The organism is Streptomyces sp. ID05-26A (assembly GCF_033794685.1).
Lineage (GTDB): Bacteria > Actinomycetota > Actinomycetes > Mycobacteriales > Pseudonocardiaceae > Lentzea.
In genome coordinates this window covers 2,174,662-2,199,130 of record NZ_JARAYZ010000001.1, presented here as the reverse complement: position 1 = coordinate 2,199,130, position 24,469 = coordinate 2,174,662, and the positions used below count along the sequence as shown (strand labels likewise).

Sequence of the window (24,469 nt, the reverse complement as noted above, 5' to 3'; positions counted from 1 at the left end):
ACTCTCTCGTGGAGGTTCGCGTGTGGACGAACTGGGCTAAAACGGCTTCGTGCACGCCAACGCGCGTAGTCCACCCGTCCAGCACAGACGAGATCGCCGAAGCAGTCCTGGCAGGCGGCCGAGTCCGCGCACGAGGCAGCGGCCACTCGTTCAACGACATCGCGGTAGCCCCAGAAACTGCTCTGGACCTGGACCGATGGACCGGAATAGTACGCGCGGACACGGAGACCGGCCTAGTCACCGTCCGCTCCGGCACTCCCCTGAGCACCTTCAACGCGGACCTCCACCGCCTCGGCCTCGCAATGCCGAACCTGGGCGACATCGACGCCCAAACCGTGGCAGGCGCAGTCTCCACCTCCACCCACGGCACAGGCGCAAAACTAGGCGTCCTGGCCACAGCCATCGAGTCGCTGGAACTGGTCCTGGCAGACGGCACAGTGGTGACCGCCTCCCGCACAGAACGCCCGGACCTCTTCAACGCAGCACGCGTAGGCCTGGGCGCCCTGGGCATCATCAGCACCCTGACCCTGCGCTGCGTCCCGTCCTTCGTCCTGCAGGCCCAGGAATCCCCAGGCCGCCTGGACGCGGTGATGGAACAGTTCGACGACCTCTGCGCAATCGAGGACCACGTCGAGTTCCACTGGTTCACCCACTCGGACCGAGTGATCCTCAAGCGCAACAACAGGATCACCGAAGAGGCCCGCCCACTCTCGAAACTCCGCCAGACCTGGGAGTACGAGGTGATGGAGAACGCCGCCTTCGGCGCCGTCACCAAGGTGGCGAAGACCTTCCCCCGCTACACCAAGCGCCTCAACGAACTCTGCGGCTCCCTGATCTCAGAACGGTCCTATTCGGACTACTCCCACAACGTCTTCGTAACTCCAAGACGAGTCCGCTTCGTAGAGACCGAGTTCTCGATCCCCCGCGAGACCTTGATGGACGTCCTCAAGGAACTCCGAGCAGTAGCAGCAAAACTGAACGAACGCGACCACCTGATCGTCCCCTGCGAAGTCCGCGTAGCCCAGGCAGACGACATCTGGCTCTCAACGGCCAACGGCCGAGACACCGCATACATCTCAATGCACCAGGCACTAGGCATGCAGTACAAGGCTTTCTTCGACGCCTACGCCAGCATCGCCGCCTCAGTAGGAGGCCGCCCCCACTGGGGCAAGATGCACGACCTGACAGCCACAGACCTCCGCCCGCTGTACCCGCACTTCGACGACTTCCTACGGGTACGCAACGAGGTAGACCCCAACAGAACCTTCACCAACGCGTACCTGGACCGAGTGCTGGGCGCCTAACCACACGCGAAGCCGAAGGCAAGCCGTCTTTACCACGCGGTCCAGGCGGTGGGGTCCCATCACGAGTCGCGCCATAGCTCTTGCTGCATGCCTGGAGGGGTGTCAACTCGACGCGCTTTTTGTCGAGTTGACACCCCTCCAGGCATGTGGCCCGCTCTTGGTGCGGCTCGTGATGGGACCCCACCGCCAACGCAACCAAACTAAGCAACAGGCAGCCGCCCAACGCAACAGGCGTGCCATCTACCTACGGGCGGCGCGGGCCCCCTGATCAGATTGCCGGGGGTCTGGGGGCAGAGCCCCCAGGGGAAGCACGCAACCGCAAGCCCGCCAACGCAACAGGGGAACGCGGCAAAACGAACGCGTCAGAGAACAGCCCGAACAGCCTCAACAACAGGCGTCTCCCCGTTGACCAACTCCAACGTCTTCCCAAAAGTCCCAGGCGCACCCAACAACTCAGCCAACACAGCAGCAACGTCTGCACGGGTAACCGACCCCCGAGGCAACCGAGGCGCAGCCAAGGTGACCAGCCCAGTAGGCGGATCATCAACCAACGCCCCAGGCCGCAGAATCGTCCAATCCAAATCCCGCGCCCGAAGATCTTCCTCAGCAAGCCGCTTCGCCTTCAAATAAACAGCGAACGAAGCATCCACCTCAGGCGAGTCAGCAGCCTCGATCCCGACAGAAGACACCTGCACAAACCGCCGCACCCCAGCCTCGACAGCAGCAGAAGCGAACAGCGCAGCGGCCCCGTAATCCACGGTGTCCTTCCGGGCGGCACCAGACCCAGCGCCGGCCCCAGCGGCGAACACAGCCGCATCAGCACCGTTCAAATACGCAGCGACCGAGTCCAACGAAGCGGACTCCAGGTCGCACAACACCGGAACGGCTCCGGCTTCTCGCACGTCACCAAAATGATCGGGATTGCGGACCAGCGCGGTGGCGGCGTCTCCACGGGTCGTCAGCAGCTGCTCGAGAAGCAGCGCGATCTGCCCGTGTCCGCCGGCTATGACTACTCGCATAGGCCCGACCGTAGATCAGGAAGCGGTGGCGAGCACCTGCTCGTAGACGAGCTCGTTGACCCAGCGGGTGATGGCGGTGTCTTCGGAGGGGACGTTCTCGGAACGACCGGACACGTCGACCGACAGGTCCTTCTCGTCGTCGGCCAGCAGAACCGACACCCCGTAGCGACGGACGCGCGGCAGGCAGTTCGCGAGGTAGTCGTGCGAGAACGCGACGGACTCGGGCAGAACGACCGCGGCGTTGCCGTAGCGGGCGAAGGGCACCGCGGAGGCCAGCGCGGTCCGCCAGTGACGGGCGACGGCCAGGACACCGACGATGCGAACGGCGGCCGGCGGCACGCGGCCTTCCATCTCCGGCCACACCCACGTGGAGACGGTGGTCTTGTCGGCCTCGGGGCCCGCACCCACGCACACGCGCTCGGCGTGGGCGTCGGCCAGGAGTTCGGCCACCACAACGACCTTGCGGCCCATCAGGACCATTTCGGGGAGAACCACGCCGTGCCAGCCGAGGCGGATCGCCGCAGCGGCTGCCAACTCCTCGACCGACGCGGGCAGTTCCGGAACCGGGACCGGGGTCGTCGACAGACCGTTCGAGCTGTCGAGTGCCGCGATCCTTGCTGGGGTGCTGCTCACGCCAGTGCCTCCTCGTCACCCGCGGCGGGAGATCCGCCGCGTTTCGACTCGTGCTCTGGATAAGAATTAGCAGGAAGCGCGCGGCCCGCCCCCAGGTCACAGGACCCCCTGCGATCGACGGCGCCGACCGGTCGGTGACCGGTCGAGGAGTGGCGAGGGGAGTTCGGTCCTACGGTGCTGCCGTCTGGGTGACGTTAATCCGGATGGACGCACTGAAAGAGCTGCTCAAAGTGGGTGCGCCAGGCGTGGCGGCAAAAAGCCGGTCAGCGGTACCGGTCACCGCCCGCCGACCGTTCACCGCGCCAGAACGACCACCTACATGATGATCACGGTCTTGCCGGGCCCGTGACCTGCGAAAACATCGGTCGCCTCGCGCAACGGCACGCGTCGGGCGATCGGTACTTCCAGGTCACCCGCCTGCACCAGGGACGCCAGTCGCTCCAGGGCTTCCCGCGAACCCTTCATACCGAAGTTCTGCGCGGGATCAGCGGAAACGAAGTTGGTGTTGAAGGCCAACGGCGCGTAGCGCGCGTTCGCCTCGAACGACGAACGGTCGGCGCTCACGAGGTCGATGAGCGCGTCGGCCTCGACGAGGGAGTCGCCACGGCCGATCGGGACGACCCGTTTGCCGGCCGCACGCGCGATCTGGACCGCGAGCGACCCGACGCCGCCCGTGGCGCCGACGATCAGCACGGATTGCGCGGTGCCGAGCGACTCGACCAACTGCAATGCGGTCATACCCGCGGTCGGCAATGCGGCGGCAACGGCGGGATCGAGGTCTTCCGGCAACGGAGCCAACACGTTCTCGGCCGGAACTGTGACGTACTCGGCGTATGTTCCGCCGCCGACGGGACGGTGGAAGAAGGTGCCGAAAATCCTCTCTCCAGAACCTTCCACCTCACCGGCACCATCAGTTCCCGGAACGAGGGGGAACCGGTGCGGCGCGGAACCGCGGAGCATCCCGTCCACCACTTTGCGGTCGAACGGGTTCACGCTCGCCGCGAACAGCCGGACGAGGAGCTGACCAGGCTCGGGTGTGGGCCGGGGAATCTCGACGAGCTCGAGTTCGGCACCGAAGTCAGCCGCGGCTATCGCCCACATGGCGCCCCCCGAACGAGTGACAGACGTCACCTGTTGGATCAAGGAATCCGATACTGCCGATCAACGAAAGAACCCCCCTCGCGATATTCGCGAGAGGGGTTCTCTCTGTCTTTCGATGGGCAAGGGGGGAGTTGAACCCCCACGTCCTTTCGGACACACGGACCTGAACCGTGCGCGTCTGCCATTCCGCCACTTGCCCCTGGAGACGTTGGAAACACTAGCACGCGTCCAAACCAGGTTCCTAATCGCCCCCTGTAGGCCCGGTCGTACCCGGATACGATCGGTACAGGAGCCCGGCCGTGCGGGACGAGTGGAGGGAGTCGACATGGGCCTGCAACGCTTCGAGCGCAAGCTGGAAGGTCTCGTCGGCAACACTTTCGCGCGCGTGTTCGGCGGCAGCGTCGTGCCCCAAGAGGTGGCACAGGCACTGCACCGGGAGGGTGACAGCAACATCCGCGAACTCGCGGGTGGCAGACTGCTAGCCCCCAACCACTACAAGGTGCTGCTCGGGCCTCAGGACCACGAACGTCTTGCGGGCGACGAGCAGGATGAACTACGCATCACACAGCTTCTCGCAGAGGGCCTGCGAGAGCACCTGGCCGAGTCCGGATGGGATACCTATGGTGACGTCGTAGTCTCCCTGGAGCGCTCCGAGGCGCTGCACACCGGACAGTTCCGAACCAGCTCGTCCGTCGACCCCGACGTGAAAGCGGCCAGCCGACGGTCAGCACCACCTCGCACCGCAGGAGACCGACCCATGAGCCAGCCACCCGGCTACGGACAAGGACAGGGCCAGCCCGGCCAGGACCCTTATGGTCAGGGCGGCTACGGCCAGCAGGGCTACGACCAGCAGCAGCAGGGCTATGACCAGCAGGGTTATGGCCAGCAGCAGGGTTACGGCCAGCAAGGACAGGACCAGGGTTACGGCCAGCAGGGCTATGGCCAGCAGGGCTACGACCAGGGTTACGGCGGCGGCCAGCAGCAGGGCGGCGGCTACGACCAGGGTTACGGCCAGCAGCAGGGCTACGACCAGGGTTACGGCGGCGGCCAGCAGCAGGGCTACGGCCAGGACCAGGGCTACGGCCAGCAGCAGGGCTACGGCCAGCAGGGCTACGACCAGGGCTACGGCGGCGGCCAGCAGCAGGGCGGCTACGACCAGGGTTACGGCCAGCAGCAGGCCGGCGGTTACGACCAGGGCTACGGGCAGCAGCAGGGTTATGGCCAGCAAGGCGGCTACGACCAGGGCTACAACCAGGGCGGATACGCCCCTCCGGCCACCCAGGGCGCGAACCGTCAGCTCAACGCGACGCTGCACCTCGACGACGGATCCAACCGCACGTACAACCTGAAGCAGGGTGGAAACGTCGTAGGACGTGGGCAGGAAGCCGACTTCCGCCTCCCGGACACTGGAGTCTCCAGGCGCCACCTGGAAATCTCCTGGGACGGGCAGAATGCGATGCTCGCTGATCTCGGTTCGACCAACGGGACCACGGTGAACGGCACGCCAGTGCAGACTTGGCAGCTCGCGGAGGGCGACGTCGTCCGCATCGGCCACTCGTCACTGGTCTACCGCACCGCGGGCTAGGTCGGTACGAGCGTCGGTATGCAACTCAAGGCAGGAGCGGTTACAACCGGTGCAAGAGCTGGTGATGCAGCTGACCAGAGCGGGCTTCCTCGTCCTCCTCTGGCTCTTTGTGCTGGCCGCCCTACGTGTGGTCCGCTCTGATCTATACGCAGCCTCAGGGCTCCGGGCATCAGGTCTGCCCGGATTCCGGAGGTCCGAGAAGTCGGCGAGGGGAAGCAAGGCGCCTCGGCAACTCGTGGTCACCCACGGGGCGCTCACAGGCACCCGCATCTCACTCGACGGCAGGCCGATCCTGATCGGCCGCGCTGACGACTCCACTCTCGTGCTGGACGACGACTTCGCGTCGACCAGGCACGCGCGGCTGTCCATGCGCGGTACCGACTGGTACGTGGAGGACCTCGGCTCCACGAACGGCACCTACCTGGACCGAGCCAAGGTCACCGCACCCCTGCGCGTACCTCTCGGCACCCCGATCCGCATTGGCAAAACGGTGATCGAGCTGCGCTCATGACCTTGGTTCTTCGATACGCGGCCCGCAGCGACAGGGGCCTGGTTCGCGCCAACAACCAGGACTCCGTGTACGCGGGTCCCCGCCTGCTCGCAGTAGCCGACGGCATGGGTGGCCACGCCGCCGGTGAAGTCGCGAGCAAGGTGGTCATCGCCTCGCTGGCCCACGTCGACGACGACGAGCCCGGCGACGACCTCCTCGGCAAGCTGCGCGACGCGGTGGCGAGTGGCAACGGCGCCATCTCCGAGCTCGTGACGAGCGACCCGGACCTGGAGGGCATGGGCACCACGCTCACGGCCATCCTGTTCGCGGGCAACCGGCTCGGACTCGTGCACATCGGCGACTCGCGCGCCTACCTCCTGAGGGAGGGGTCCTTCGCTCAGATCACGCACGACGACACGTTCGTCCAGTCGTTGATCGACGAGGGCCGGATCACCCCGGACGAGGCCGCCACGCACCCGCAGCGCTCGTTGCTGCTGCGTGCACTCACCGGCCACGACTTCGAGCCCAGTCTGACGGTGCGCGAGGCGCGCGCCGGCGACCGGTTCCTGCTCTGCTCGGACGGTCTGTCCGGAGTCGTGAGCCTGGAGACGCTCGACGAGGCGATCCGCATCCCCGACCCGCAGGCCTGCTCCGACCGGATGATCGAGCTCGCGCTCAAGGGCGGCGGTCCCGACAACGTCACGGTGATCGTGGCGGACGTCGAGGACGTCGACTTCGGCGACGACTACCCGATCGTCGGCGGCGCGGCGGGTGACGGCAGCGAGGAGCACAACACTCCGCCGGACTCCGCTGCCTCCCGGGCTGCGACGCTCACGCAGCAGCGCCCGCCCATGCCGCAGCGCATGGACGCGCCGCCTCCTCCCCCGCCGGACCCGAAGCGCAAGAAGCGCAACGCCATCAAGGCGTTCGCGATCATCTTCGTGCTGCTCCTGCTGACGGGTGTCGTGGCGGTCGGCGGCAAGCTGTGGCTCAACACCCAGTACTACGTCGGCTCCACCGAAGACGGTCAGGTCGCGATCTTCCGCGGTCTGAACGGCACGGTGCTCGGGTTCAAGCTGTCGTCCAAGGTCGAGGACTCGTGCCCGCCCGGATCCACGGGCTGCACCCCGATCACGCTGAAGGACCTGCAGGAAGCCGGTCGGAAGACCATCACCGCCGGCATCCGCAGTGACAACGGCCTCGACGGCGCCCGCGCCGCGGTCCGGTTGCTGCGCACCGAGCACATGCTGCCGTTGTGCAAGGACACCTCGTCGACGCCGGGCACCAGCACGACGACCACGACGCCCACGACGCCGTCCAGCACGCCAGGCAGCACGACGACCACGCAGCCCGCGAACGGTTCGCCGGAGACCGGCTCGACGGAGCCTTCGCTCACCCCCTCCCAGCAGAAGCCGGGCGTGGAATGCCGGGAGGGTCCGTAGTTGATGGGCTCGCCCGCCCCCGCCGGGGAAGGCTCAGCGTCGGTGGCGACGAGCACGTCGCCAGGGCTGAAGGCGCCGACTCGACGCGGCACCGAACTGGTGATGCTGTCGTTCGCCGCCGGTCTCGTGACGCTGGCACTGATCCTGGTCGAACTGAACCAGGAACGCTCGCTGAGCCTGAGGATCCTCTACCTCGGTCTCGCGTACCTCGCACTCTTCGCGTGTGCCCACCTCGCCGTGCGCAGGTGGGCGCCCTACGCCGACCCGGCGATCCTGCCGTGCGTCGCGCTGCTCAACGGACTCGGACTGGTGGTCATCCACCGGATCGACCTGGCGCTCGAGGGCACCGTCTTTCCGGACGGCTCGACGTGGGACCCGGTGGCGTTCAAGCAGGTCATCTGGACCGGCATCGGGTTGCTGCTGTTCGCGGCGACGCTGAAGTTCCTGCCGGACCACCGGATGCTCGCGCGCTTCGGCTACACGTTCGGCCTCGTCGGACTGGTCGCCCTGCTGCTGCCCGGTGTGCTGCCCGGCTTCATCGCGCCGACGATCAACGGCGCGAAGATCTGGCTGCGCATCGGACCGCTGTCGATCCAGCCGGGTGAGTTCGCCAAGATCCTGCTGATGGTCTTCTTCGCCGCGTTCCTGGTGTCGAAACGTGACCTCTTCACGGTGGCCGGGCGCCGTTTCCTAGGTATGGACCTGCCCCGCGCACGTGACCTGGGCCCGCTGTTCGCGGCCTGGGGAGTCACGGTCGCGGTCATGGTGCTGCAGAAGGACCTCGGTTCCTCGCTGCTGTTCTTCGGCATCGTGCTCGTCCTGCTCTACATCGCCACCGAACGCGCGGCGTGGGTCGTGCTCGGTCTCGGCCTGTTCTCCGGCGGCGCGATCATCGCGTGGAAGCTGTTCACACACGTGCAGCAGCGCGTCGCGAACTGGCAGGACCCGATCGCCCGCTACGACGTGGTCGGCGGCGGGTACCAGATCTCGCAGTCGCTGTTCGCTCTCGCGACCGGCGGCATCGGCGGTGCCGGTCTCGGCGCCGGCCGGCCGGAGATGATCCCGGAGTCCAACACCGACTTCATCACCGCCGTCATCGGCGAGGAGCTCGGGTTCATCGGCTTCGCGGCACTGCTGCTGGTCTACATGATCTTCGCGTTGCGCGGCCTGCGCGGGGCGATCTCCGTGCGTGACAGCTTCGGCAAGCTCCTGGGCGGCGGTCTCGCGTTCGCGGTCTGCTTCCAGGTGTTCATCGTCGTCGGCGGTATCACCAAGCTGATCCCGATGACGGGTATCACCGCGCCGTTCCTGTCCTACGGCGGTTCGTCGCTACTCGCGAACTACATCCTGGTCGCGTTGCTACTGCGAATTTCTGCGGCGGCGCGGGCCCCGCAGCGGATCGCGAAGCCGAAACCGCAACAACCGGCTATCGCCGACCAGCACACTGTGATGGTGGAGCGTCCCAAATGAACACACCGCTCCGCCGCGTCGGCATGGCCATGATGGTGATGATCCTGCTCCTGCTGGGCAACGCCACGTGGGTGCAGGTGATCAACGCCGACGAGTGGCGCAAGAACGCCTACAACCGCCGGGTGCTGCTCGACGAGTACGCCCGCAAGCGCGGTCTGATCACGGTCGCCGACGGCACGGTGATCGCGGACGTCAAGGAGACGAGCGACCGTCTCCGGTTCCTGCGCACCTACGGCGCGGGGAAGGCCTACGCGCCCGTCACCGGCTACCTGTCGGTCACCTACGGCACCTCCGGCATGGAGCGCGCCGAGAACGACCTGCTCAACGGCTCGGACGACAGGCTGTTCGCGCGCCGCGTCTCCGCGTTGATCACCGGTCGTGACCCGGTCGGCGGCAACGTGCAGCTCACCCTGAACGCCAAGGTGCAGCAGACCGCGTACGACCAGCTGACGGCGAAGGGCTTCACCGGTTCGGTCGTCGCGATCAAGCCGGACACCGGTGAGATCCTCGCGATGGCGAGCACGCCGTCCTACGACCCGAACCTGCTCGCGAGCCACGACGTGAACGAGCAGGCGGCGGCGTGGAAGCAGCTCAACGCCGACGACTCGGGCGACCCGCTGCTCAACCGCGCGACGCAGGCCCTCTACCCGGCCGGCTCGACGCTGAAGGTCGTCGTCGCGGCCGCCGCGCTCGCCGACGGCAAGAACAAGGACACGCAGTACACCGCCAAGGGTTCGATCACGCTGCCCGGCAGCCAGACGCCGCTGCCGAACTTCAACGGCACCCCGTGCGGCCCCGGCGAGACCGTGTCGATGGAGACCGCGCTCGCCAAGTCGTGCAACACGGCGTTCGGTGAGATGGCGGGCCAGCTCGGCGCGAACAAGCTGCGCCGCCAGGCCGAGAAGTTCGGTTTCAACGACCCGGACCTCACGGTGCCGCTGGCCGTCGAGACCTCGACGCTCGGCTCGATCCCGGACGACGCGGCGCTCTACCAGACCGGCATCGGTCAGCGCGACGTGCAGATCACCCCGCTGGAGAACGCGGTGATCGCGGCGACGATCGCGAACAACGGCAAGCGCATGCAGCCGTACCTGGTGTCGAAGATCCTCGGCCCGGACCTGAAGGCGATCGACGAGACCGACCCCGACGAGGTCGAGTCCGCGATGAGCACGGCCAACGCCAACGCCCTGCGCGACATGATGATCCAGTCGGAGATCAACACCGGTGGCGAGGGCCGCCTGCAGAACGTGCAGGTGGCGTCCAAGACCGGTACCGCCGAACACGGCGCCGACGTCAAGAAGAACAACCCGCACGCCTGGTACATCGCCTTCGCGCCGGCGCAGAAGCCGGAGATCGCCATCGCGGTCATCGTGGAGGACGGTGGCGACCGGGGTCTGGGTGCCACCGGCGGCAAGGTCGCCGCACCGATCGGGCGCGCCGTGATGAACGCGTACCTGGCAGGCCGCTGATGCTGACCACGGGCCAGCTCCTCGCCGACCGCTACCGCCTCACCAGGCGGATAGCGGTCGGTGGCATGGGAGAGGTCTGGGAGGCGGCGGACGACAGGCTCGACCGCCGGGTGGCGGTGAAGGTGCTCAAAGCGGAGCTTTCCGGAGATCCCGAGTTCCTGCACCGCTTCCGCGTCGAGGCGCGGATGACCGCGTCGCTCAACCACCCCGGCATCGCGTCGGTGCACGACTACGGCGAGACCGCGTCCGTCGCGGACGGACCCGAGGACACGGCCTACCTGGTGATGGAGCTCGTCGAGGGCGACCCGCTCGCGACGATCATCTCCCGCGGCCGGCTGACCGCCGACGTGACCCTCGACCTGCTGGAGCAGACCGGGAACGCGTTGCAGGCGGCCCACGAGCGCGGGCTCGTGCACCGCGACGTGAAGCCCGGCAACATCATGGTCACGCCGTCGGGGAAGGTGAAGATCACCGACTTCGGCATCGCGAAGGCCGTGGACGCGGCACCCGTGACGCGGTCCGGCATGGTGATGGGCACCGCGCACTACATCGCCCCCGAACAAGCTCTTGGCGGAGAGGCCGAACCGGCGAGCGACGTCTACTCGTTGGCCGTGTGTGGCTACGAGTGCCTGGCCGGTCACCGGCCGTTCCTGTCGGACAACGCGGTGACGGTCGCGATGATGCACATCCGCGACATCGCGCCGCCGTTGCCGCGGGACGTCCCGCCGGGTGCGCGGGCGTTGATCGAGGCGACGCTGGTGAAGGACCCGCGGCAGCGCTACCGGACCGGCGGGGAGTTCGCCGCGGCCGTCAGCGCCGTGCGGGTGGGCCAGCCGCTGCCGACGCCGTCCGGGTTCACGATGCCCCCGGTGATCCCGCAGCAGGTCGTCCAGCCTCCGCCGCCTCCGCCGCCTCCGCCGCAGGTGTCGCAGCCGCTGCCGATACCGCAGCAGTCGCCGCACCACCCGACGGGTCCGGTGCGGACGATCACTCCACACCCGCCGCACCAGACGGGTATGCAGCCGGCGCACCAGACCGGAACGTTCACTCCCATGCCGACACCACCGGGGAGAAACCGGACCCTGGTCTGGGTTATGGTCGCTTTCCTGGTGGCCGTGATGCTGGTGGTCGGCGTGGTCGTGCTGTGGAAGCTGACCGGCAAGCAGAACGACGGCGCCGGGCAAGGCGGCCGGCCGACGACGTCCAGCACGGCGAACCCGAACGCCCCGGCGAGCGGTCAGGCGAAGCCCGACTCCGCCGACCGGATACCGGGCAGCCAGCCGATGCGGATCAACGAGGACGACTACATCGGTCGTTCCGGCGACGCGGTCAGCATCGAGCTGATCGACCGCGGCCTGGAGCCCAAGGTGCAGAGCGCCCAGGGCACAGCGCCGGGCGACTTGAAGAAGTGCCGGGTCACCGCCATCGAGCCGACAGGCGAGGTGCCGGTCGGCTCGCAGGTGAAGGTGACGTGCGCGCCATGAGCAAGACCAGAACCGAGTTGGGAACACCGTCGACGAGGAGCGGGACGAAGCACCGATGAGCACTCCACGACTGCTCTCAAACCGCTACGAACTGGGTGAGACTCTCGGGTACGGCGGCATGTCCGAGGTCCACAAGGGGCGGGACGTCCGCCTCGGCAGAGACGTGGCGATCAAGGTGCTGCGGGCCGACCTCGCCCGTGACTCCCAGTTCCAGGAACGCTTTCGGCGTGAGGCGCAGAACTCCGCCGCTCTGAACCACCCGGCGATCGTCGCCGTCTACGACACAGGTGAGACGCAGACCGAGTACGGCCCGTTGCCGTACATCGTGATGGAGTTCGTCGACGGACGAACGCTGCGCGACATAGTGAAGACGCAGGGCCCGCTGTCCGGCAAGCGCGCCATGGAGGTCATGGCCGATGTCTCGGCCGCACTCGACTTCAGCCACCGGCACGGCATCGTCCACCGCGACGTGAAGCCCGCGAACGTGATGATCACGAAGTCCGGCGCCGTGAAGGTGATGGACTTCGGCATCGCCCGCGCACTGCACGACGGTCAGGCCGCGGTCACCCAGACCGCCGCCGTCATCGGCACGGCCCAGTACCTGTCGCCGGAGCAGGCGCGCGGCGAGTCCGTCGACGCCCGTTCCGACGTCTACGCCGCCGGCTGTGTGCTGTTCGAGCTGCTGACCGGGGAGCCGCCGTTCACCGGTGACTCGCCCGTCGCGGTCGCGTACCAGCACGTGCGGGAGGACCCGAAGGCTCCGTCACAGCTGAACCCGAAGGTGTCGCCGCAGCTCGACGCGATCGTGCTGAAGGCGATGTCGAAGGGGCCGGCGAACCGCTACCAGTCGGCCGCGGAGATGCGTGGCGACCTGGTGCGCGTGCTGTCGGGTCAGCGTCCGTCCGCGCCCGCCGTGATGACGGCCGAGGACCGGACCGCCGTGATGAACGAGCAGGCGGCGTCGCGTTCCCCGCGCACGCAGGTCACGTCCGGTGGCAGGCACCGCCCGGCGGCGTTGAAGTCGGAGCCGGACGACGACTACGACCCGATCGCCGACGAGGAAGAAGAACGTCGCGCGCGGCGCAAGAAGGCCATCATGATCACGCTCGTGGTGATCCTGTGCGTGGCCGTCCTCGGTCTCGCCGCGTGGATCACCAAGAACGTGATGGACACCGGCAACCAGGCGACGGAGAGGGTCTCGGTCCCGTCGATCGTGGGCCTGAGCCCGCTGGAGGCCAGGGAGAAGATCACCAAGGCGGGTCTCTCGGCGGTCCAGGAGGACGTGGCCTGCGAGCCCGGCCCGAACGGTGCCGCCGCGAAGTGCAACGCCGACCAGATCAACAAGGTGATCAGCACGAACCCGCAGGAGGGCACCCAGCTCGCCAAGGGCGGGCAGGTCACCATCTCCGTCGGCGCGCCTCCCGGTGAGGGCACCGTCCCCGACCTGAAGGGCAAGACCGCCGCGGAGGCCCAGCAGGTCCTGGACAAGGACCCCAACGGTTTCAAGCTGCAGCAGGGCGAGTCCGTCGAGGTCGACGACGCGTCGAAGGCCGGCAAGGTCGCGCAGCAGAACCCCGAGGTCGGGCTGAAGCTGAAGAAGGGCGGCACGATCAACATCCAGCTCGGCAGGGCGCCGGACAGGGTGAACGTGCCGGGTGTCCTGAACGACGACCAGGCCGACGCTCGCCAGACCCTGGAGGGTTCCGGCTTCAAGGTCGTCATCAACCCGGTCGACAGCGCCAAGCCCGAGGGCACCGTCCTCACGCAGAACCCGCCGGCCAACAGCAAGGTCGACAAGGGCTCGCAGGTCACGCTGACGGTCTCGAAGGGCAACCAGCTCGAGATGCCGGACCTGGTCGGCCTCGACCAGCAGGCAGCCGAGCAGAAGCTCAGGTCGCTGGGCTGGAACGGTTCCTTCAACGTCGAGAAGGTCCAGAACTCCGACCCGTCGAAGCGGGACAAGGTGCTCACCCAGCAGATCCCCAAGGGCACCTCGATCACCAGGGGTACCGCGGTCAACGTCACCGTGGCCCAGCTCGGGATCGGCGGCAGCTAGAACTTCCGAACACGCGAAAGGGGCGGCTTCCCAACGGAAGCCGCCCCTTTCGCGTGTCAGAGTCGCGCGGCTGCGGCGAGCGTGCGCATGCCGTTCTCGAGCGTCGCGACCGTGGACTCGGGGACCTCGAAGCCGCAGACCTCCAGCCAGTTCGCGAGCATCCGGTGGCCGCCGTCGGTCAGCACCGACTCGGGGTGGAACTGCACACCCTCGACCGGGAGTTCCTTGTGGCGCATGCCCATCACGATGCCGGTCTCGGTCTTGCCGGTGACCTCGAACTCCGCCGGGATGGTCTCCGGCAGCACCGTCAGCGAGTGGTAGCGCGTCGCGATGAACGGCTGCGGCACACCGGCGAGCACACCCTTGCCCTCGTGGAAGACGATGCTCGTCTTGCCGTGCAACAACTCCGGCGCGCGATCCACCGTGCCGCCCCAGACCACACCTATGGCCTGGTGGCCGAGGCACACGCCGAAGACGGGTTTGCCGATGTCGGCGCACTTCTTGATGACGTCGATGCTCGCGCCCGCGCGCTCCGGCGTACCGGGGCCGGGGCTGACGAGGACACCGTCGACCTTGTCGATCTCGTCGAGGTCCACCTCGTCGTTGCGCCGCACGACGCACTCCGCACCCAGCTGTGCCAGGTACTGGACCAGGTTGTAGACGAAGCTGTCGTAGTTGTCGACCACGAGCACGCGCATGGAGAGAGCCTAGTCGGTCGAGTCGAGTGAGTTAGCTCTCGTCTGGACAGAGGTAAGGCTACCCTAAAATAGGTGTCATGAGTCGCCCCATGCGCGTCGCCATCGTCGGCGCTGGACCGGCAGGCGTGTACGCCGCCGACATCCTCACCAAGTCCGACGTCGACGCGCAGATCGACCTCTTCGAGAAGTTGCCGGCGCCCTACGGCCTGGTCCGCTACGGCGTCGCACCCGACCACCCGCGCATCAAGGGCATCGTCACGGCCCTGCAGAAGGTGCTCGACAGGCCGTCCGTCCGCTTCTTCGGCAACGTCGAGTACGGCGTCGACATCAAGCTCGACGACCTGCGCCAGTTCTACGACGCCGTCATCTTCTCCACCGGCGCCATGGCCGACCGCGCCCTCGACGTCCCCGGCATCGACCTGCCCGGCAGCTACGGCGCCGCGGACTTCGTGTCCTGGTACGACGGCCACCCCGACGTCCCACGCACCTGGCCGCTGACCGCCAAGTCCGTCGCGGTGCTCGGCGTCGGCAACGTCGCCCTGGACGTGGCCCGCATCCTGGCCAAGACCGCGGACGAGCTGCTGGTCACCGAGATCCCGCCGAACGTCCACGAGGGCCTGGCGTCCTCCCCCGTCACCGACGTGCACGTCTTCGGCCGTCGGGGCCCGGCCCAGGCCAAGTTCACGCCGCTGGAACTGCGCGAGCTCGACCACTCCCCGAACGTCGAGGTCATCGTCCACGCCGAGGGCATCGAGTTCGACGAGGCCTCGATGCACGCGATCAGGACCAACAAGCAGGTCGAGATGATCGTGAAGACCCTGCAGGAGTGGGCGATCCGCGACGTCGGCACCCGCCCCCGCCGCCTGCACCTGCACTTCCTAGAAGCACCGGTCGAGGTGCTCGGCACCGACCGCGTCACCGGCCTGCGCACCGAGACCCAGGAACTGACCGGCGACGGCAACGTCCGGGGCACCGGCACCTTCACCGACTGGGACGTCCAGGCCGTGTACCGCGCGGTCGGCTACCTCTCGACGCACCTGGCCGACATCCCGTTCGACCACGTCTCGGGCACGATCCCTCACCTCGCCGGCCGCGTGCTGGACCTCGACGAGGTGCCCATGCCCGGCGTCTACACGACCGGCTGGATCAAGCGCGGCCCGATCGGACTCATCGGCCACACCAAGGGCGACGCGCTGGAGACCATCACCAGCCTCCTCGAAGACGCCGCAGCACTGCCTCCCGCCACGTCGCCCTCACCGGCGTCGGTGGTCGAGTTCCTGGAGCAGCGCGGCGTGCCGTTCGTGACGAACGAAGGCTGGAGCCGCCTCGACGCGCACGAGATCGCGCTGGGTGCGGCGCACGGCCGTGAGCGCGTCAAGGTCGTGTCGCGCGAGGAGATGACCACGATCTCGAACGGCTGATCGCCGTTCCTCGATGAAGCCGCCATCGCGTGATCGCGATGGCGGCTTCACTTATTTCGGTCGCGCCCGCGCGGACACTGGTCGTGTGAACGCCGAGCTCCGCAACCGCTTGCTACGCCTCAACGTCGACCTTGCCGCGACCAGGATGTCGCCCGACGACGCGATCTGGCTCGCGTGCGACCTGCTCGTCGCCGGGGTGGACACGCCTGCCGTGATCGAACTGGCCGGTGCCTCCCCTGGGTCGACCTACGTGGCCGACGCGGCGCACCTGGTCGAGCGGCTGCTCGCCGAACTCGGCATCGAGCCGATGACCGCTCAGCAGGCTTGCTGGTGGTTCGCCCGCGACGTCGCCCGGCTGATGGCCACCGGAGAACTCGATCGCGAGGGCGGCGAGACCGAACTGTCGGCGCTCGGCGCGGAGTTCGGCAACGCCGAACTCGTGCCCGGACAGCTGGTGCCTGCCGAGATCCTCCGCACCGCCGACGAAAGGCTCGCGGCGTGGACGACCTGAGCACTGACCTGCGCAACCGCTTGCAGCGCCTCAACGCCGACCTGGCCGACAACTCGATCGAGCCGCAACAGGTCGTGTGGCTGGCGTGCGAACTGCTGGTCGCCGGCCTCGACTCCCCCGCGCTGCAGGAACTCGCCGGCGAGTCTCCGACGCGGCTGGCGAAACGGGACGCCGACGTGCTCGTCGAACAGGTGCTCCTCGAACTCGGCATCACGCCGATGACCGAGGAGGAGGCCGACTGGTACCTCGGTCGCCAGGTCGCCCTCCAGGTCGTCGCCGGTGCGCCGCGTGCCGAGTGGGACCGCGCGGCCTGGCGCATCACCCTGCGGGTCAACGACGAGGAGGACGGCGTGTACTGGGCGCTGGCCAGGTACAAAACCGACCCCGAGCCGTTCCTCGGTTACGTCCGCGAGTACCTGCGCCTCGCCGGGGAGCGGCTCACTGGGTCGTGACGTTGTTGAACGGCAGCTTCGGCTCCGCCCACGGGAACACCACGAACATCAGCAGCGCGACGATGCCGACGACCAGCACGACCGCCTCGACGACCCGCAGGTACAGCGGGCCCGGCAGGTGCCGCCAGATCCAGCTGTACATCAGCCCTCCGTCATCTCTGGCGGCACGAAGCCGTCGGCCACCGGGTAGCTCTTGGTCTCGATGGCGTGCACGATCAGCCGCTGCTTGTCCGAGAAGCGCGGGTGACAGGTCGTCAGGGTGAGCAGGCGGGCCTGCTTGTCGACCGGAACGGCGGCGCCCACGTGGTGCGGGATCGGCGCGATGACCTCGCCCTGGGTCGGCACGACGATCTCCTGGCCGACGGTCTTCGCGTAGGCGTCACCGAAGGTCGTCGACAGCGGGGCGACGCCGGTGCAGGCGGCCTCCTTCGACTTCGGGTTCCCGGCCCACCCGGCGACCTCGCTGCTCATCGGCAGCACCCGGTAGACGAACCACTGGGTCTGGGTCTGCACGACGATCGAGTTGCACGACTGCAGCAGGTCGAGGTCGTTGAACGGCGCGCCCTTGCCGACGCGGTGGCCGGCGATGGAGAAGTTGCCCCCCTCGCCCGGCTGGGCGGTGTCCTTGTAGTGGCCGGGGCCGATCTCGAGGTGCTTGTCCGTGGTGCCCTCGACGACGGAGAACTTCCAGTCGTTGCCGAAGACCGGGATGTACATCTTCGCGAAGGCCTTGCCCTCGATGAGGTTGAGCTGCGACTTGCGGTTCGGGTCGGCCGGGGGCGGCGTGACGACGTTCGAGCTCCATTCGGAGTCGAGCGCGGCGGTCGCGTCCTGCTGCTTCTCCGCGGAGAGCAGGTCGGTCACGTAGACCTCGTAGACGACGAACAGCAGTACGACCAGACCCATCGTGATGAGGGCTTCGCCGAAACCGCGCACGGTCTTGCGCGCGAGGCTGTCCGGCGGCGGGGCGTCCTTTGCGGACGCCGGCTCGTCGTCGTAGTACTCGTCATCGTCGTAGTAGTCGTCGTTGTATTCGTCCTCGACGCGCGGGATCACCTCGGTGGGCGGATCGACCGGGCGGGGACGCGGGGGCATCGGCCGGCGGGGCATTCCGCCCGGCGGTGTTCCGGGAGGCGGCACAGGACGGCCCGGTTGCGGCATTCCGCGCGCGGGCGTGCCCGGCGGCGGCTGGAACGGCGGGGGCCGACGGTGCTGCGCCTGACCGTTCGGCGGCAGGCTTCCGGAGAAAGCGCTGGTGAACTGGGTCGCCTCCGGCGGCGGCACAGGCTGGGGCGACTGCGTGGCCCGCACGTGCTGCAGGTCGTCACGACGAGGTACAGGACGCCGTGGAGGCGGCTGCTGGGGTCCCGAGTTCACCAGAGAACCTCCGCACGGACTGTGAACTGAAAACAACTGCGTCTGCAAGGTGGTTCGCTGACCACCGTCGCTACGTTAACGTGTCTACCGAGTAGTGCACGTAAACTTGCGTCACTCACGGATTCCACGTCAGGCGAGGACAGCATGCCCAAGTCGAAGGTCCGGAAGAAGGCGGTCTACACCGCACCCACTGACCGCCGCACGCCGGTCAAGGTCAAGGCAGCGGGGCCGTCTCACCCGGTCTACGTCGTTGTCATGCTCGGCTTCATGCTGCTGGGCCTCGCGTGGCTGGTCGTCAACTACATCGCCGCCGAGAAGATCCCGTTCATGCTAGAGCTGGGCGCGTGGAACTTCGCGATCGGCTTCGCGCTGATGATCATCGGCCTGCTGATGACGATGCGCTGGCGCTAGGCGCGCGGCAAGTCACCGTTCGTAGAGGTCGGCCCGGACGTCACACGTCCGGGCCGACCTTTGTTCGCTCCAGGTTCACCTGGTTCATCCGAGCGTCACCGAAGCACACAGCTGTAAGTCATCCCCATTGGGGACAAGTCCTGTGGACAACTTTGCACCAAAATGCACAAGCGACGGTTTTCCCTCATGCGGACCCGTTCGGTTGTCCACAATTCATGCGGGACACTCGACAGTGTGACTCGAACCTGGTCGACGCCCGTCCCGCTGGTCGCCGTCGCGTGGGTGGCCGCCCTCGCTCTCGCCACCGCGGCGTTCCTCGCCGACGACAACGCGGGCCGTCTCCTCATCGGACTGGCAACGGTGCTGGTCACCTGCTTCGCGGCGTTCGCCACGATCGCGCGGCCGAGGCTCACCGCGGACGCCGACGGCCTGGCCGTGCGCGGGTTCGCGGGTACGACGTTGCTGCCGTGGCACGAGGTGAAGGTGAAGCTGCAGACCACCCGCCGACTCGGCAGGGAACAGCAGACGTTGGAACTCGACGCCGACGACCGTCTCGTGGTGCTCACGAGATTGGACCTCGGCGCCGACCCCGAAGAAGTCGCCGGAGTGCTGCACGCGCTACGCCCGTGAATACGTTTTAGCGACACGTCCTGGCGTACTCGAGGACGAGTTCTGCCGCTGTGTCGAGTTCGGAGGCACGCAACACGAACATGACTCCGAGCAGCAACGCGGCCGCCGCCACAGCGCCGATCTGGTAGGCGTTGCGGTTCTTCTGCGGTGCCCTGACCATCGCGAGCGTCAGCAGGCCACCGATCACGAACCCGCCGAGGTGCCCGAGCAGCGAGGCGTTGGTGAAGAGGTTCGACACCAGGTTGATGCCGACGACCACGAGGATCGTCGAGATGTCCCGCTTCTGCCGCTTGAACACGATCAGCAGCGCGCCCATCAGGCCGAACACCGCGCCGGACGCTCCGGCGAGCTGCTGGCAGACGGTGCCGAAGTAGAACGCCGCAGCACTGCCGCCGAGCAGCGACAGGAAGTACACGGCGCTGTACCGCAGCCTGCCCAGCTCCTGCTCGACCACCGGACCCACCACGAAGAGCGCCGCCATGTTGAGCGCGAGGTGGATCAGGCCGAAGTGCATGAAGCCCGACGTCAGGATGCGCCACCACTCACCGTTGGCGGTGAGCTCCGGGATCATCGACGTCGCCGTGAAGAGGCCTGCCCGCTGGTTGTTCATCGGGCTGCCGGACTGGACGACCGTGACCACGTACGCGATCACGTTGAGCGCGATCATCACCTGCGTGATGATCGGCCGGCCGGTCGAGACCACCGCACCCGCGGACGTGCGGGCCTGGCGGATCGAACGGGCGCCCTCGTTCACGCAGTCGACGCACTGCATGCCGACCGAGGCGTCGCGCAGACAGTCCGGGCACGCCGGACGGTCGCACCTGGAGCAGCGCAGCCGGGTGGGCCGATCGGAATGACGCACGCAGACCGGGAGGTCCGGCTGCGCTCCGATCGGCCCGTCCGGTGGCACGGGGGCGTTGCTCACGCGCGTTCGATCGTGATCCGCTCGATCTTGATGTCGTTGACCGGACGGTCGCCCGCGCCGGTCGTGGTGTTGCCGATCGCGTCGACGACGTCGCGCGACTCCTGGTCCGCGACCTCACCGAAGATCGTGTGCTTGAAGTTCAGCCACGTCGTCGGCGCCACGGTGACGAAGAACTGGGAGCCGTTGGTGTTGGGCCCGGCGTTCGCCATCGCGAGGATGTACGGCTTGTTGAACTGGAGTTCGGAGTTGAACTCGTCGGCGAAGCGGTAGCCGGGGCCACCGCGACCGGTGCCGGTCGGGTCGCCGGTCTGGAGCATGAAGCCCGCGATGACGCGGTGGAACAGGGTGCCGTCGTAGAACGGACCCGACTTGGTACCGCTCGCGTTCGCCTCGGTGTAGTCCTTGGTGCCCTCGGCGAGCCCGACGAAGTTCGCCACCGTCTTGGGGGCGTGGTCGGGGAACAGGTTGATCCGGATGTCGCCCTGCGTGGTGTGCAGGGTCGCCGTCACCTTGGTCCCGACGAAGGATTCGTTGCTGTCAGCCACCACCCCATCGTGCCATCACAGGCGCCGATGTTCAGAAAGGGGCACGATGGGTACACCTGTTGACATCACCGGACGACAACGTGTGGAGCAGAGGATGGACGAGGTGGACGTCATGACCCGGGCCGGCGAGAACGTTGGCAAGGCTGTCGGCACCGGTCTGAAGGCCGCCCGCCAGGGAGTCGTTCGCGCTGGTCACGTCGCGGAGGCCAAGCTGGCTGACCGCGGCATCACGGCAGACCAGGTTCGCGGCGCACTCGTAGAGCGGGCAGACACGCTCATGGGCAAGGCCGAGGACTGGGAGAAGCAGACGCGCCGCCAACGCAAGCGGCTCGCCAAGAAGAGCGCGAAGACGCGCGCCGACCTCATGGGCAAGGCCGAGGTCGTGCGCAAGGAAGTGAAGAAGGCGGCCAAGGGCGCCCGCAAGGACGCGAAGGTGCGCGCCAAGGAGATCCGCAAGGCCGCGGCCCAGCTCGGTGCCGACGCACCGAAGCGCCGCCGCTGGCCGTGGGTGCTGGGTCTGCTGATCGCGGCCGCGGCGGCTGGCTACGTCGCTATGACGCGCAGGCCGCAGGAGGTGCACCTGCAGGACGACGAGGAGCAGGCCCCGCACGCGGAGCCCGTCCTCAACGGCCAGGTGCCGTCCCAGAAGGAGCCGATCAAGTAGGTCAGAGCTTCAGGCCCTTGATCGCCTCTTCGGCGATGCGCCGGGCCTTGATCGACTGCTTTTGATTGCTCGTGACGACCACAGCGGCGTCGTTCTTCGCCACGGCGTAGACGACGCCGCTGTCGTTGCTCACGTACCCTCCGGTCCAGCCGGTGGGCGAGTTCGCGGGCTGTGAACCCTCCGGCGCCGCCTCGTTCACGATGAGCTTCGCAACGCTCTCGGCACCCACGTACACACGCACGGTCAACTGGACCTCAGTTGCGTTGGCGTAGAAAAAACACGCTGGGTGAGGCTGATCCGTTGACAGTTTCACTTTGGGTACACGCTGACCGTTGGCTTCCGCGACGAAACCGGTCGTCAGATACGGGCACGTGCCGTCGTTCGCGGGCTGGGGCGCGGGCGGCACTGTCGGAGCCGCGCTGGTCGTGGTGGTGACCTGCCTGGTCTGGGTTGTCGGCACCGGCGCGTTCTGGGCCTCAGGAGTGCCGCACGCGGCGAGTACGCCGAGCAAGGGCAGCAACAGTGCTCGTTTCATAGGGGCAACAGTCAACCAGATACCAAAAGCGCCTTGAGCGGGACACTCTAAATTGGTCCATACCTTTTGTGCCTGCCCCCTGCCACCGCCCCCTCGGAAGGACCCGATCATGGAGTTCCTGGAGCAACGACGAGAGCACGCCCTCGCGCTCTTCCGCATCATCATCGGCCTGTTCTTCGTGTTCCACGGGGTGCAGAAGCTGTCGAAGGGATTCGACCTGTTCTCCTGGCCCGGCGGCCCGGTGACGCTGATCGAACTGATCGGCGGCGGCCTCATCATCATCGGCCTGTGGACGCGCTGGGCGGCGCTCATCAGCTCCGGCGCCATGGCCTACGCCTACTTCGTGGTGCATCAGCCGCGCGCTCTGCTCCCGATCGAGAACGGCGGCGAACTGGCAGCCATCTACTCCTGGGCTTTCTTGCTGCTGGTCTTCACCGGCGCCGGCGCGTGGAGCATCGACAAGCTTCGCAGCGCACCGAAGAAGTCGTCGCTAGCCGCAGCGTGACGTCATGCCCAGAACGCACTGAAGCCCCGTTCCCATCGCCGTGAACGGGGCTTCGACGCGTCAGCGCCAAGAACGAAAAGGCTCGCGCTCTCTGCGAGCACGAGCCGTCAATACGTGGAGACGAGGGGAATCGAACCCCTAACCCCCGCCTTGCAAAGGCGGTGCTCTGCCAATTGAGCTACGTCCCCGAGCCTGATGGGCGGCGGACCACCCGTCAGAGCGAAGATCAGTCGGTGGGAGCGGTGGCCTCGCGCCACAGGTCCGCGTCGGCCTTGGCCGAACGGCTGCGCTTCACGAAGAACAGGACCGCACCGGCGACCACGACGAGTGCGATGATCTTCTTAGCCACTTCGAATCCCTCCCAAGGACCAAAAAAGTAAGCGACCCCACCACGTTACAGCAACCAGTCTGGTGCTGAGCGATCAACTGTGATGGGGGTTCCGGGGGCTTGCCCCCGGCCGGGGGTCTGGGGGCTTGGCCCCCAGATAAAGAACGATGATTCGGGATATGGTCGGCGCATTCTGCCGACATGGATATCCCCGAATCGAGTGGGCCTAGGAGGACTTGAACCTCCGACCTCTTCATTATCAGTGAAGCGCTCTAACCGCCTGAGCTATAGGCCCTCGATCATCGTCACCCCTTGGGGCGACGAGGAGAACCTTACAGGATCGTCCTCGCCGCTCCCAAATCGGGGGTCACTCACGCTCGGAGAGCGTCAACTCCAAGCCACCGGCCAGATCCGCGGACACGTTGTAGACGAACGCGCCGACGGTCGCGAGGGCCGTGAACAGCACGATGTTGACGGCGCCGATGATCGCCGAGACGCCGAACACGCGGCCGGCACTGATCAACGGTTCGCCCGGCTCGTTGGCCTGGAGCAGGTCGTTCGCGGTGCTGTTGATCTTGTCCCAGACGCCCATTCCGTGCAGGACGCCGTAGAGCACACCGACTGCCACGAGCCACACGAAGAACAGTGCGACGCCCAGCACCAGGGCGAGCTTGAGGACCGACCACGGGTCGACGCGCTTCACCTGAAGTGAGGCGCGACGAGGGCCGCGGCCGGGACGGCGGGCCGACGGGGTGGACGCGGCGGGGCGGGCCCCGCTGCTGCCCATGTTCACCGACGTGCGGCTGCTGCCGAGGCCGACCGGCACCGCCGAGCCCGTGACCACGGGCTTCTGCACCTTGACGGTGTCCGGGTCGACCTGCGGGAAGGCCGGGGCCGGTTCAGCGGCGGACGGCACGGGCGGCGCGGCCGGAGCCGTGTACGTCTCGGTCGTGTCGCTCTGAGCGGCCTCCGTGTCGTTCGTCACGCGCTGCCAGGGCGGCGGTGCCGACACGACGACCGGTTCGTCCGCGACCGGCGCGGGCGCCGGAGTCGGAGCGGGTGCCGGGGCGGGGGCGCTGAGCGACACCGTCTTCTCCTCCACCGGCGCGGCCGGGGTGGCCGCCGGCGCGGGAGCCGGGGTCGGCGTCGCGGTCGCAGCGGGAGCAGGAGTGGCCGGAGCCGCAGGTGCGGCCGGCTTCTCCTTCTCGGACGCGGCGGGTGCGGCGGCCTCGGCCGCCTTCTCCGCCGACACGGGCTTGGTCTTGTCCTGCGCGGTTCCACCCGAGGAACCGGAGGCCGCTGCCGAGTCCGTCTTCTTCTCGGCGGGCTTGGGCGCGGAGTTCTGCGGAGTCGGTTTGGTGATCACCGCGGTCTTGTCCGCGTCCCGACCATCGCGGTTCTCGGGTGGAGTCAC

The 24,469-nt window shown here is 67.5% G+C and carries 26 protein-coding genes and 3 tRNA genes; 15 read left to right on the top strand and 14 right to left on the bottom strand.

The annotated features are described in order from the left end of the window. Positions 1–20 precede the first annotated feature (20 nt). Positions 21–1,304, top strand: a complete 1,284-nt coding sequence (locus PV646_RS10890; RefSeq protein WP_500341293.1) for a D-arabinono-1,4-lactone oxidase — start codon at positions 21–23, stop codon at positions 1,302–1,304. Positions 1,305–1,666: 362 nt separating this feature from the next. Here the strand turns inward: PV646_RS10890 and PV646_RS10885 are convergent, their stop codons facing one another. From PV646_RS10885 to PV646_RS10870, 4 genes are all read right to left on the bottom strand, one after another. Next, positions 1,667–2,323, bottom strand: coding sequence for an NAD(P)H-binding protein (locus PV646_RS10885; RefSeq protein WP_500341292.1), 657 nt, complete (start codon positions 2,321–2,323; stop codon positions 1,667–1,669). Positions 2,324–2,338: 15 nt separating this feature from the next. Continuing rightward, a complete protein-coding gene (locus PV646_RS10880; protein WP_189156612.1) occupies positions 2,339–2,956 on the bottom strand; it encodes a hypothetical protein in 618 nt (205 codons plus the stop codon). Positions 2,957–3,271: 315 nt separating this feature from the next. Beyond that, entirely contained in the window at positions 3,272–4,057 is a 786-nt protein-coding gene (locus PV646_RS10875) for an NADP-dependent oxidoreductase (RefSeq protein ID WP_500341291.1), read from the bottom strand. A 116-nt stretch (positions 4,058–4,173) separates the two neighbouring features. Next, positions 4,174–4,256: transfer RNA gene (locus tag PV646_RS10870), tRNA-Leu, on the bottom strand. Positions 4,257–4,382: 126 nt separating this feature from the next. Here PV646_RS10870 and PV646_RS10865 point away from each other — a divergent pair. From PV646_RS10865 to pknB, 7 genes are read left to right on the top strand one after another with little or no spacing between them, the layout of a single operon-like run. Further along, positions 4,383–5,642, top strand: a complete 1,260-nt coding sequence (locus tag PV646_RS10865; RefSeq protein WP_500341290.1) for an FHA domain-containing protein — start codon at positions 4,383–4,385, stop codon at positions 5,640–5,642. Positions 5,643–5,691: 49 nt separating this feature from the next. After that, positions 5,692–6,153 carry an FHA domain-containing protein FhaB/FipA gene (locus PV646_RS10860; protein ID WP_030480247.1) on the top strand — a complete coding sequence of 154 codons (462 nt, stop codon included), beginning with the start codon at positions 5,692–5,694 and terminating at the stop codon, positions 6,151–6,153. After that, entirely contained in the window at positions 6,150–7,574 is a 1,425-nt protein-coding gene (locus tag PV646_RS10855; protein WP_500341289.1) for a PP2C family protein-serine/threonine phosphatase, read from the top strand. Before PV646_RS10860 ends, PV646_RS10855 begins: the two co-directional genes overlap by 4 nt. 42 nt (positions 7,575–7,616) lie before the next feature. Beyond that, positions 7,617–9,044 (top strand): FtsW/RodA/SpoVE family cell cycle protein, encoded by a 1,428-nt coding sequence (locus tag PV646_RS10850; protein WP_500341288.1) that lies wholly within the window; start codon positions 7,617–7,619, stop codon positions 9,042–9,044. Then, a complete protein-coding gene (locus tag PV646_RS10845) occupies positions 9,041–10,513 on the top strand; it encodes a peptidoglycan D,D-transpeptidase FtsI family protein (RefSeq protein WP_500341287.1) in 1,473 nt (490 codons plus the stop codon). Before PV646_RS10850 ends, PV646_RS10845 begins: the two co-directional genes overlap by 4 nt. Beyond that, positions 10,513–11,997 carry a serine/threonine-protein kinase gene (locus PV646_RS10840; protein ID WP_500341286.1) on the top strand — a complete coding sequence of 495 codons (1,485 nt, stop codon included), beginning with the start codon at positions 10,513–10,515 and terminating at the stop codon, positions 11,995–11,997. The genes PV646_RS10845 and PV646_RS10840 overlap by 1 nt, the downstream gene beginning before the upstream one ends. 55 nt (positions 11,998–12,052) lie before the next feature. Continuing rightward, positions 12,053–14,053, top strand: coding sequence for a Stk1 family PASTA domain-containing Ser/Thr kinase (gene pknB, locus PV646_RS10835; protein ID WP_500341285.1), 2,001 nt, complete (start codon positions 12,053–12,055; stop codon positions 14,051–14,053). Between the two features lie 56 nt (positions 14,054–14,109). Here pknB and PV646_RS10830 read toward each other — a convergent pair whose 3' ends face one another. Next, positions 14,110–14,751, bottom strand: coding sequence for an aminodeoxychorismate/anthranilate synthase component II (locus tag PV646_RS10830; protein ID WP_500341284.1), 642 nt, complete (start codon positions 14,749–14,751; stop codon positions 14,110–14,112). Positions 14,752–14,828: 77 nt separating this feature from the next. Here PV646_RS10830 and PV646_RS10825 point away from each other — a divergent pair, with 77 nt between their 5' ends. From PV646_RS10825 to PV646_RS10815, 3 genes are all read left to right on the top strand, one after another. Beyond that, entirely contained in the window at positions 14,829–16,172 is a 1,344-nt protein-coding gene (locus PV646_RS10825; RefSeq protein ID WP_500341283.1) for an FAD-dependent oxidoreductase, read from the top strand. 85 nt (positions 16,173–16,257) lie between these two features. After that, on the top strand, positions 16,258–16,683 hold the full coding sequence (locus tag PV646_RS10820) for a hypothetical protein (RefSeq protein ID WP_500341282.1): 426 nt from the start codon (positions 16,258–16,260) through the stop codon (positions 16,681–16,683). Next, positions 16,671–17,135, top strand: coding sequence for a hypothetical protein (locus tag PV646_RS10815; RefSeq protein ID WP_500341281.1), 465 nt, complete (start codon positions 16,671–16,673; stop codon positions 17,133–17,135). Before PV646_RS10820 ends, PV646_RS10815 begins: the two co-directional genes overlap by 13 nt. Here PV646_RS10815 and PV646_RS10810 read toward each other — a convergent pair. Together PV646_RS10810 and PV646_RS10805 are read right to left on the bottom strand one after the other, a co-directional pair. Beyond that, positions 17,122–17,277 carry a hypothetical protein gene (locus PV646_RS10810; protein WP_189157537.1) on the bottom strand — a complete coding sequence of 52 codons (156 nt, stop codon included), beginning with the start codon at positions 17,275–17,277 and terminating at the stop codon, positions 17,122–17,124. The genes PV646_RS10815 and PV646_RS10810 overlap by 14 nt on opposite strands. After that, positions 17,277–18,512, bottom strand: a complete 1,236-nt coding sequence (locus PV646_RS10805) for a class E sortase (RefSeq protein ID WP_500341280.1) — start codon at positions 18,510–18,512, stop codon at positions 17,277–17,279. Before PV646_RS10805 ends, PV646_RS10810 begins: the two co-directional genes overlap by 1 nt. A gap of 144 nt (positions 18,513–18,656) precedes the next feature. On the opposite strand from PV646_RS10805, the gene crgA reads away from it, so the two are divergent. After that, a complete protein-coding gene (gene crgA, locus PV646_RS10800) occupies positions 18,657–18,923 on the top strand; it encodes a cell division protein CrgA (RefSeq protein WP_030465604.1) in 267 nt (88 codons plus the stop codon). A 234-nt stretch (positions 18,924–19,157) separates the two neighbouring features. Next, positions 19,158–19,553 carry a PH domain-containing protein gene (locus tag PV646_RS10795; protein WP_500341279.1) on the top strand — a complete coding sequence of 132 codons (396 nt, stop codon included), beginning with the start codon at positions 19,158–19,160 and terminating at the stop codon, positions 19,551–19,553. Positions 19,554–19,560: 7 nt separating this feature from the next. Here PV646_RS10795 and PV646_RS10790 read toward each other — a convergent pair whose 3' ends face one another. Both PV646_RS10790 and PV646_RS10785 read right to left on the bottom strand, forming a co-directional pair. Then, on the bottom strand, positions 19,561–20,478 hold the full coding sequence (locus PV646_RS10790) for a rhomboid family intramembrane serine protease (protein WP_500341278.1): 918 nt from the start codon (positions 20,476–20,478) through the stop codon (positions 19,561–19,563). Next, complete coding sequence (locus tag PV646_RS10785) at positions 20,475–21,023, bottom strand: peptidylprolyl isomerase (protein ID WP_452250353.1); 549 nt, start codon at positions 21,021–21,023, stop codon at positions 20,475–20,477. Before PV646_RS10785 ends, PV646_RS10790 begins: the two co-directional genes overlap by 4 nt. A gap of 94 nt (positions 21,024–21,117) precedes the next feature. Between PV646_RS10785 and PV646_RS10780 the strand changes: the two genes are divergently transcribed. After that, a complete protein-coding gene (locus PV646_RS10780; protein WP_500341277.1) occupies positions 21,118–21,687 on the top strand; it encodes a hypothetical protein in 570 nt (189 codons plus the stop codon). A gap of 1 nt (position 21,688) precedes the next feature. Here the strand turns inward: PV646_RS10780 and PV646_RS10775 are convergent, their stop codons facing one another. Continuing rightward, positions 21,689–22,222, bottom strand: coding sequence for a DUF2020 domain-containing protein (locus tag PV646_RS10775; RefSeq protein WP_500341276.1), 534 nt, complete (start codon positions 22,220–22,222; stop codon positions 21,689–21,691). A 109-nt stretch (positions 22,223–22,331) separates the two neighbouring features. Between PV646_RS10775 and PV646_RS10770 the strand changes: the two genes are divergently transcribed. Continuing rightward, entirely contained in the window at positions 22,332–22,727 is a 396-nt protein-coding gene (locus PV646_RS10770; RefSeq protein ID WP_500341275.1) for a DoxX family protein, read from the top strand. A 115-nt stretch (positions 22,728–22,842) separates the two neighbouring features. On the opposite strand, the gene PV646_RS10765 is transcribed toward PV646_RS10770, so the two are convergent. The 4 genes from PV646_RS10765 to PV646_RS10750 all read right to left on the bottom strand — a co-directional run bounded on the left by PV646_RS10765 (position 22,843) and on the right by PV646_RS10750 (position 24,469). Then, positions 22,843–22,915: transfer RNA gene (locus PV646_RS10765), tRNA-Ala, on the bottom strand. A gap of 38 nt (positions 22,916–22,953) precedes the next feature. Next, a complete protein-coding gene (locus tag PV646_RS10760) occupies positions 22,954–23,076 on the bottom strand; it encodes a DLW-39 family protein (RefSeq protein WP_211257843.1) in 123 nt (40 codons plus the stop codon). A 200-nt stretch (positions 23,077–23,276) separates the two neighbouring features. Next, a tRNA-Ile gene (locus tag PV646_RS10755) sits at positions 23,277–23,350 on the bottom strand. Between the two features lie 72 nt (positions 23,351–23,422). Next, positions 23,423–24,469: a DUF3566 domain-containing protein gene (locus PV646_RS10750; RefSeq protein WP_500341274.1), complete on the bottom strand. Its 1,047-nt coding sequence runs from the start codon at positions 24,467–24,469 to the stop codon at positions 23,423–23,425.

Bases quoted from the DNA above. Each gene is read 5' to 3' on its own strand.
- PV646_RS10885 (WP_500341292.1), bottom strand. From the start codon at position 2,323: ATGCGAGTAGTCATAGCCGGCGGACACGGGCAGATCGCGCTGCTTCTC.
- PV646_RS10875 (WP_500341291.1), bottom strand. From the start codon at position 4,057: ATGTGGGCGATAGCCGCGGCTGACTTCGGTGCCGAACTCGAGCTCGTC.
- PV646_RS10865 (WP_500341290.1), top strand. From the start codon at position 4,383: ATGGGCCTGCAACGCTTCGAGCGCAAGCTGGAAGGTCTCGTCGGCAAC.
- PV646_RS10855 (WP_500341289.1), top strand. From the start codon at position 6,150: ATGACCTTGGTTCTTCGATACGCGGCCCGCAGCGACAGGGGCCTGGTT.
- PV646_RS10845 (WP_500341287.1), top strand. From the start codon at position 9,041: ATGAACACACCGCTCCGCCGCGTCGGCATGGCCATGATGGTGATGATC.
- PV646_RS10840 (WP_500341286.1), top strand. From the start codon at position 10,513: ATGCTGACCACGGGCCAGCTCCTCGCCGACCGCTACCGCCTCACCAGG.
- pknB (WP_500341285.1), top strand. From the start codon at position 12,053: ATGAGCACTCCACGACTGCTCTCAAACCGCTACGAACTGGGTGAGACT.
- PV646_RS10830 (WP_500341284.1), bottom strand. From the start codon at position 14,751: ATGCGCGTGCTCGTGGTCGACAACTACGACAGCTTCGTCTACAACCTG.
- PV646_RS10825 (WP_500341283.1), top strand. From the start codon at position 14,829: ATGAGTCGCCCCATGCGCGTCGCCATCGTCGGCGCTGGACCGGCAGGC.
- PV646_RS10810 (WP_189157537.1), bottom strand. From the start codon at position 17,277: ATGTACAGCTGGATCTGGCGGCACCTGCCGGGCCCGCTGTACCTGCGG.
- crgA (WP_030465604.1), top strand. From the start codon at position 18,657: ATGCCCAAGTCGAAGGTCCGGAAGAAGGCGGTCTACACCGCACCCACT.
- PV646_RS10780 (WP_500341277.1), top strand. From the start codon at position 21,118: ATGGACGAGGTGGACGTCATGACCCGGGCCGGCGAGAACGTTGGCAAG.
- PV646_RS10775 (WP_500341276.1), bottom strand. From the start codon at position 22,222: ATGAAACGAGCACTGTTGCTGCCCTTGCTCGGCGTACTCGCCGCGTGC.
- PV646_RS10770 (WP_500341275.1), top strand. From the start codon at position 22,332: ATGGAGTTCCTGGAGCAACGACGAGAGCACGCCCTCGCGCTCTTCCGC.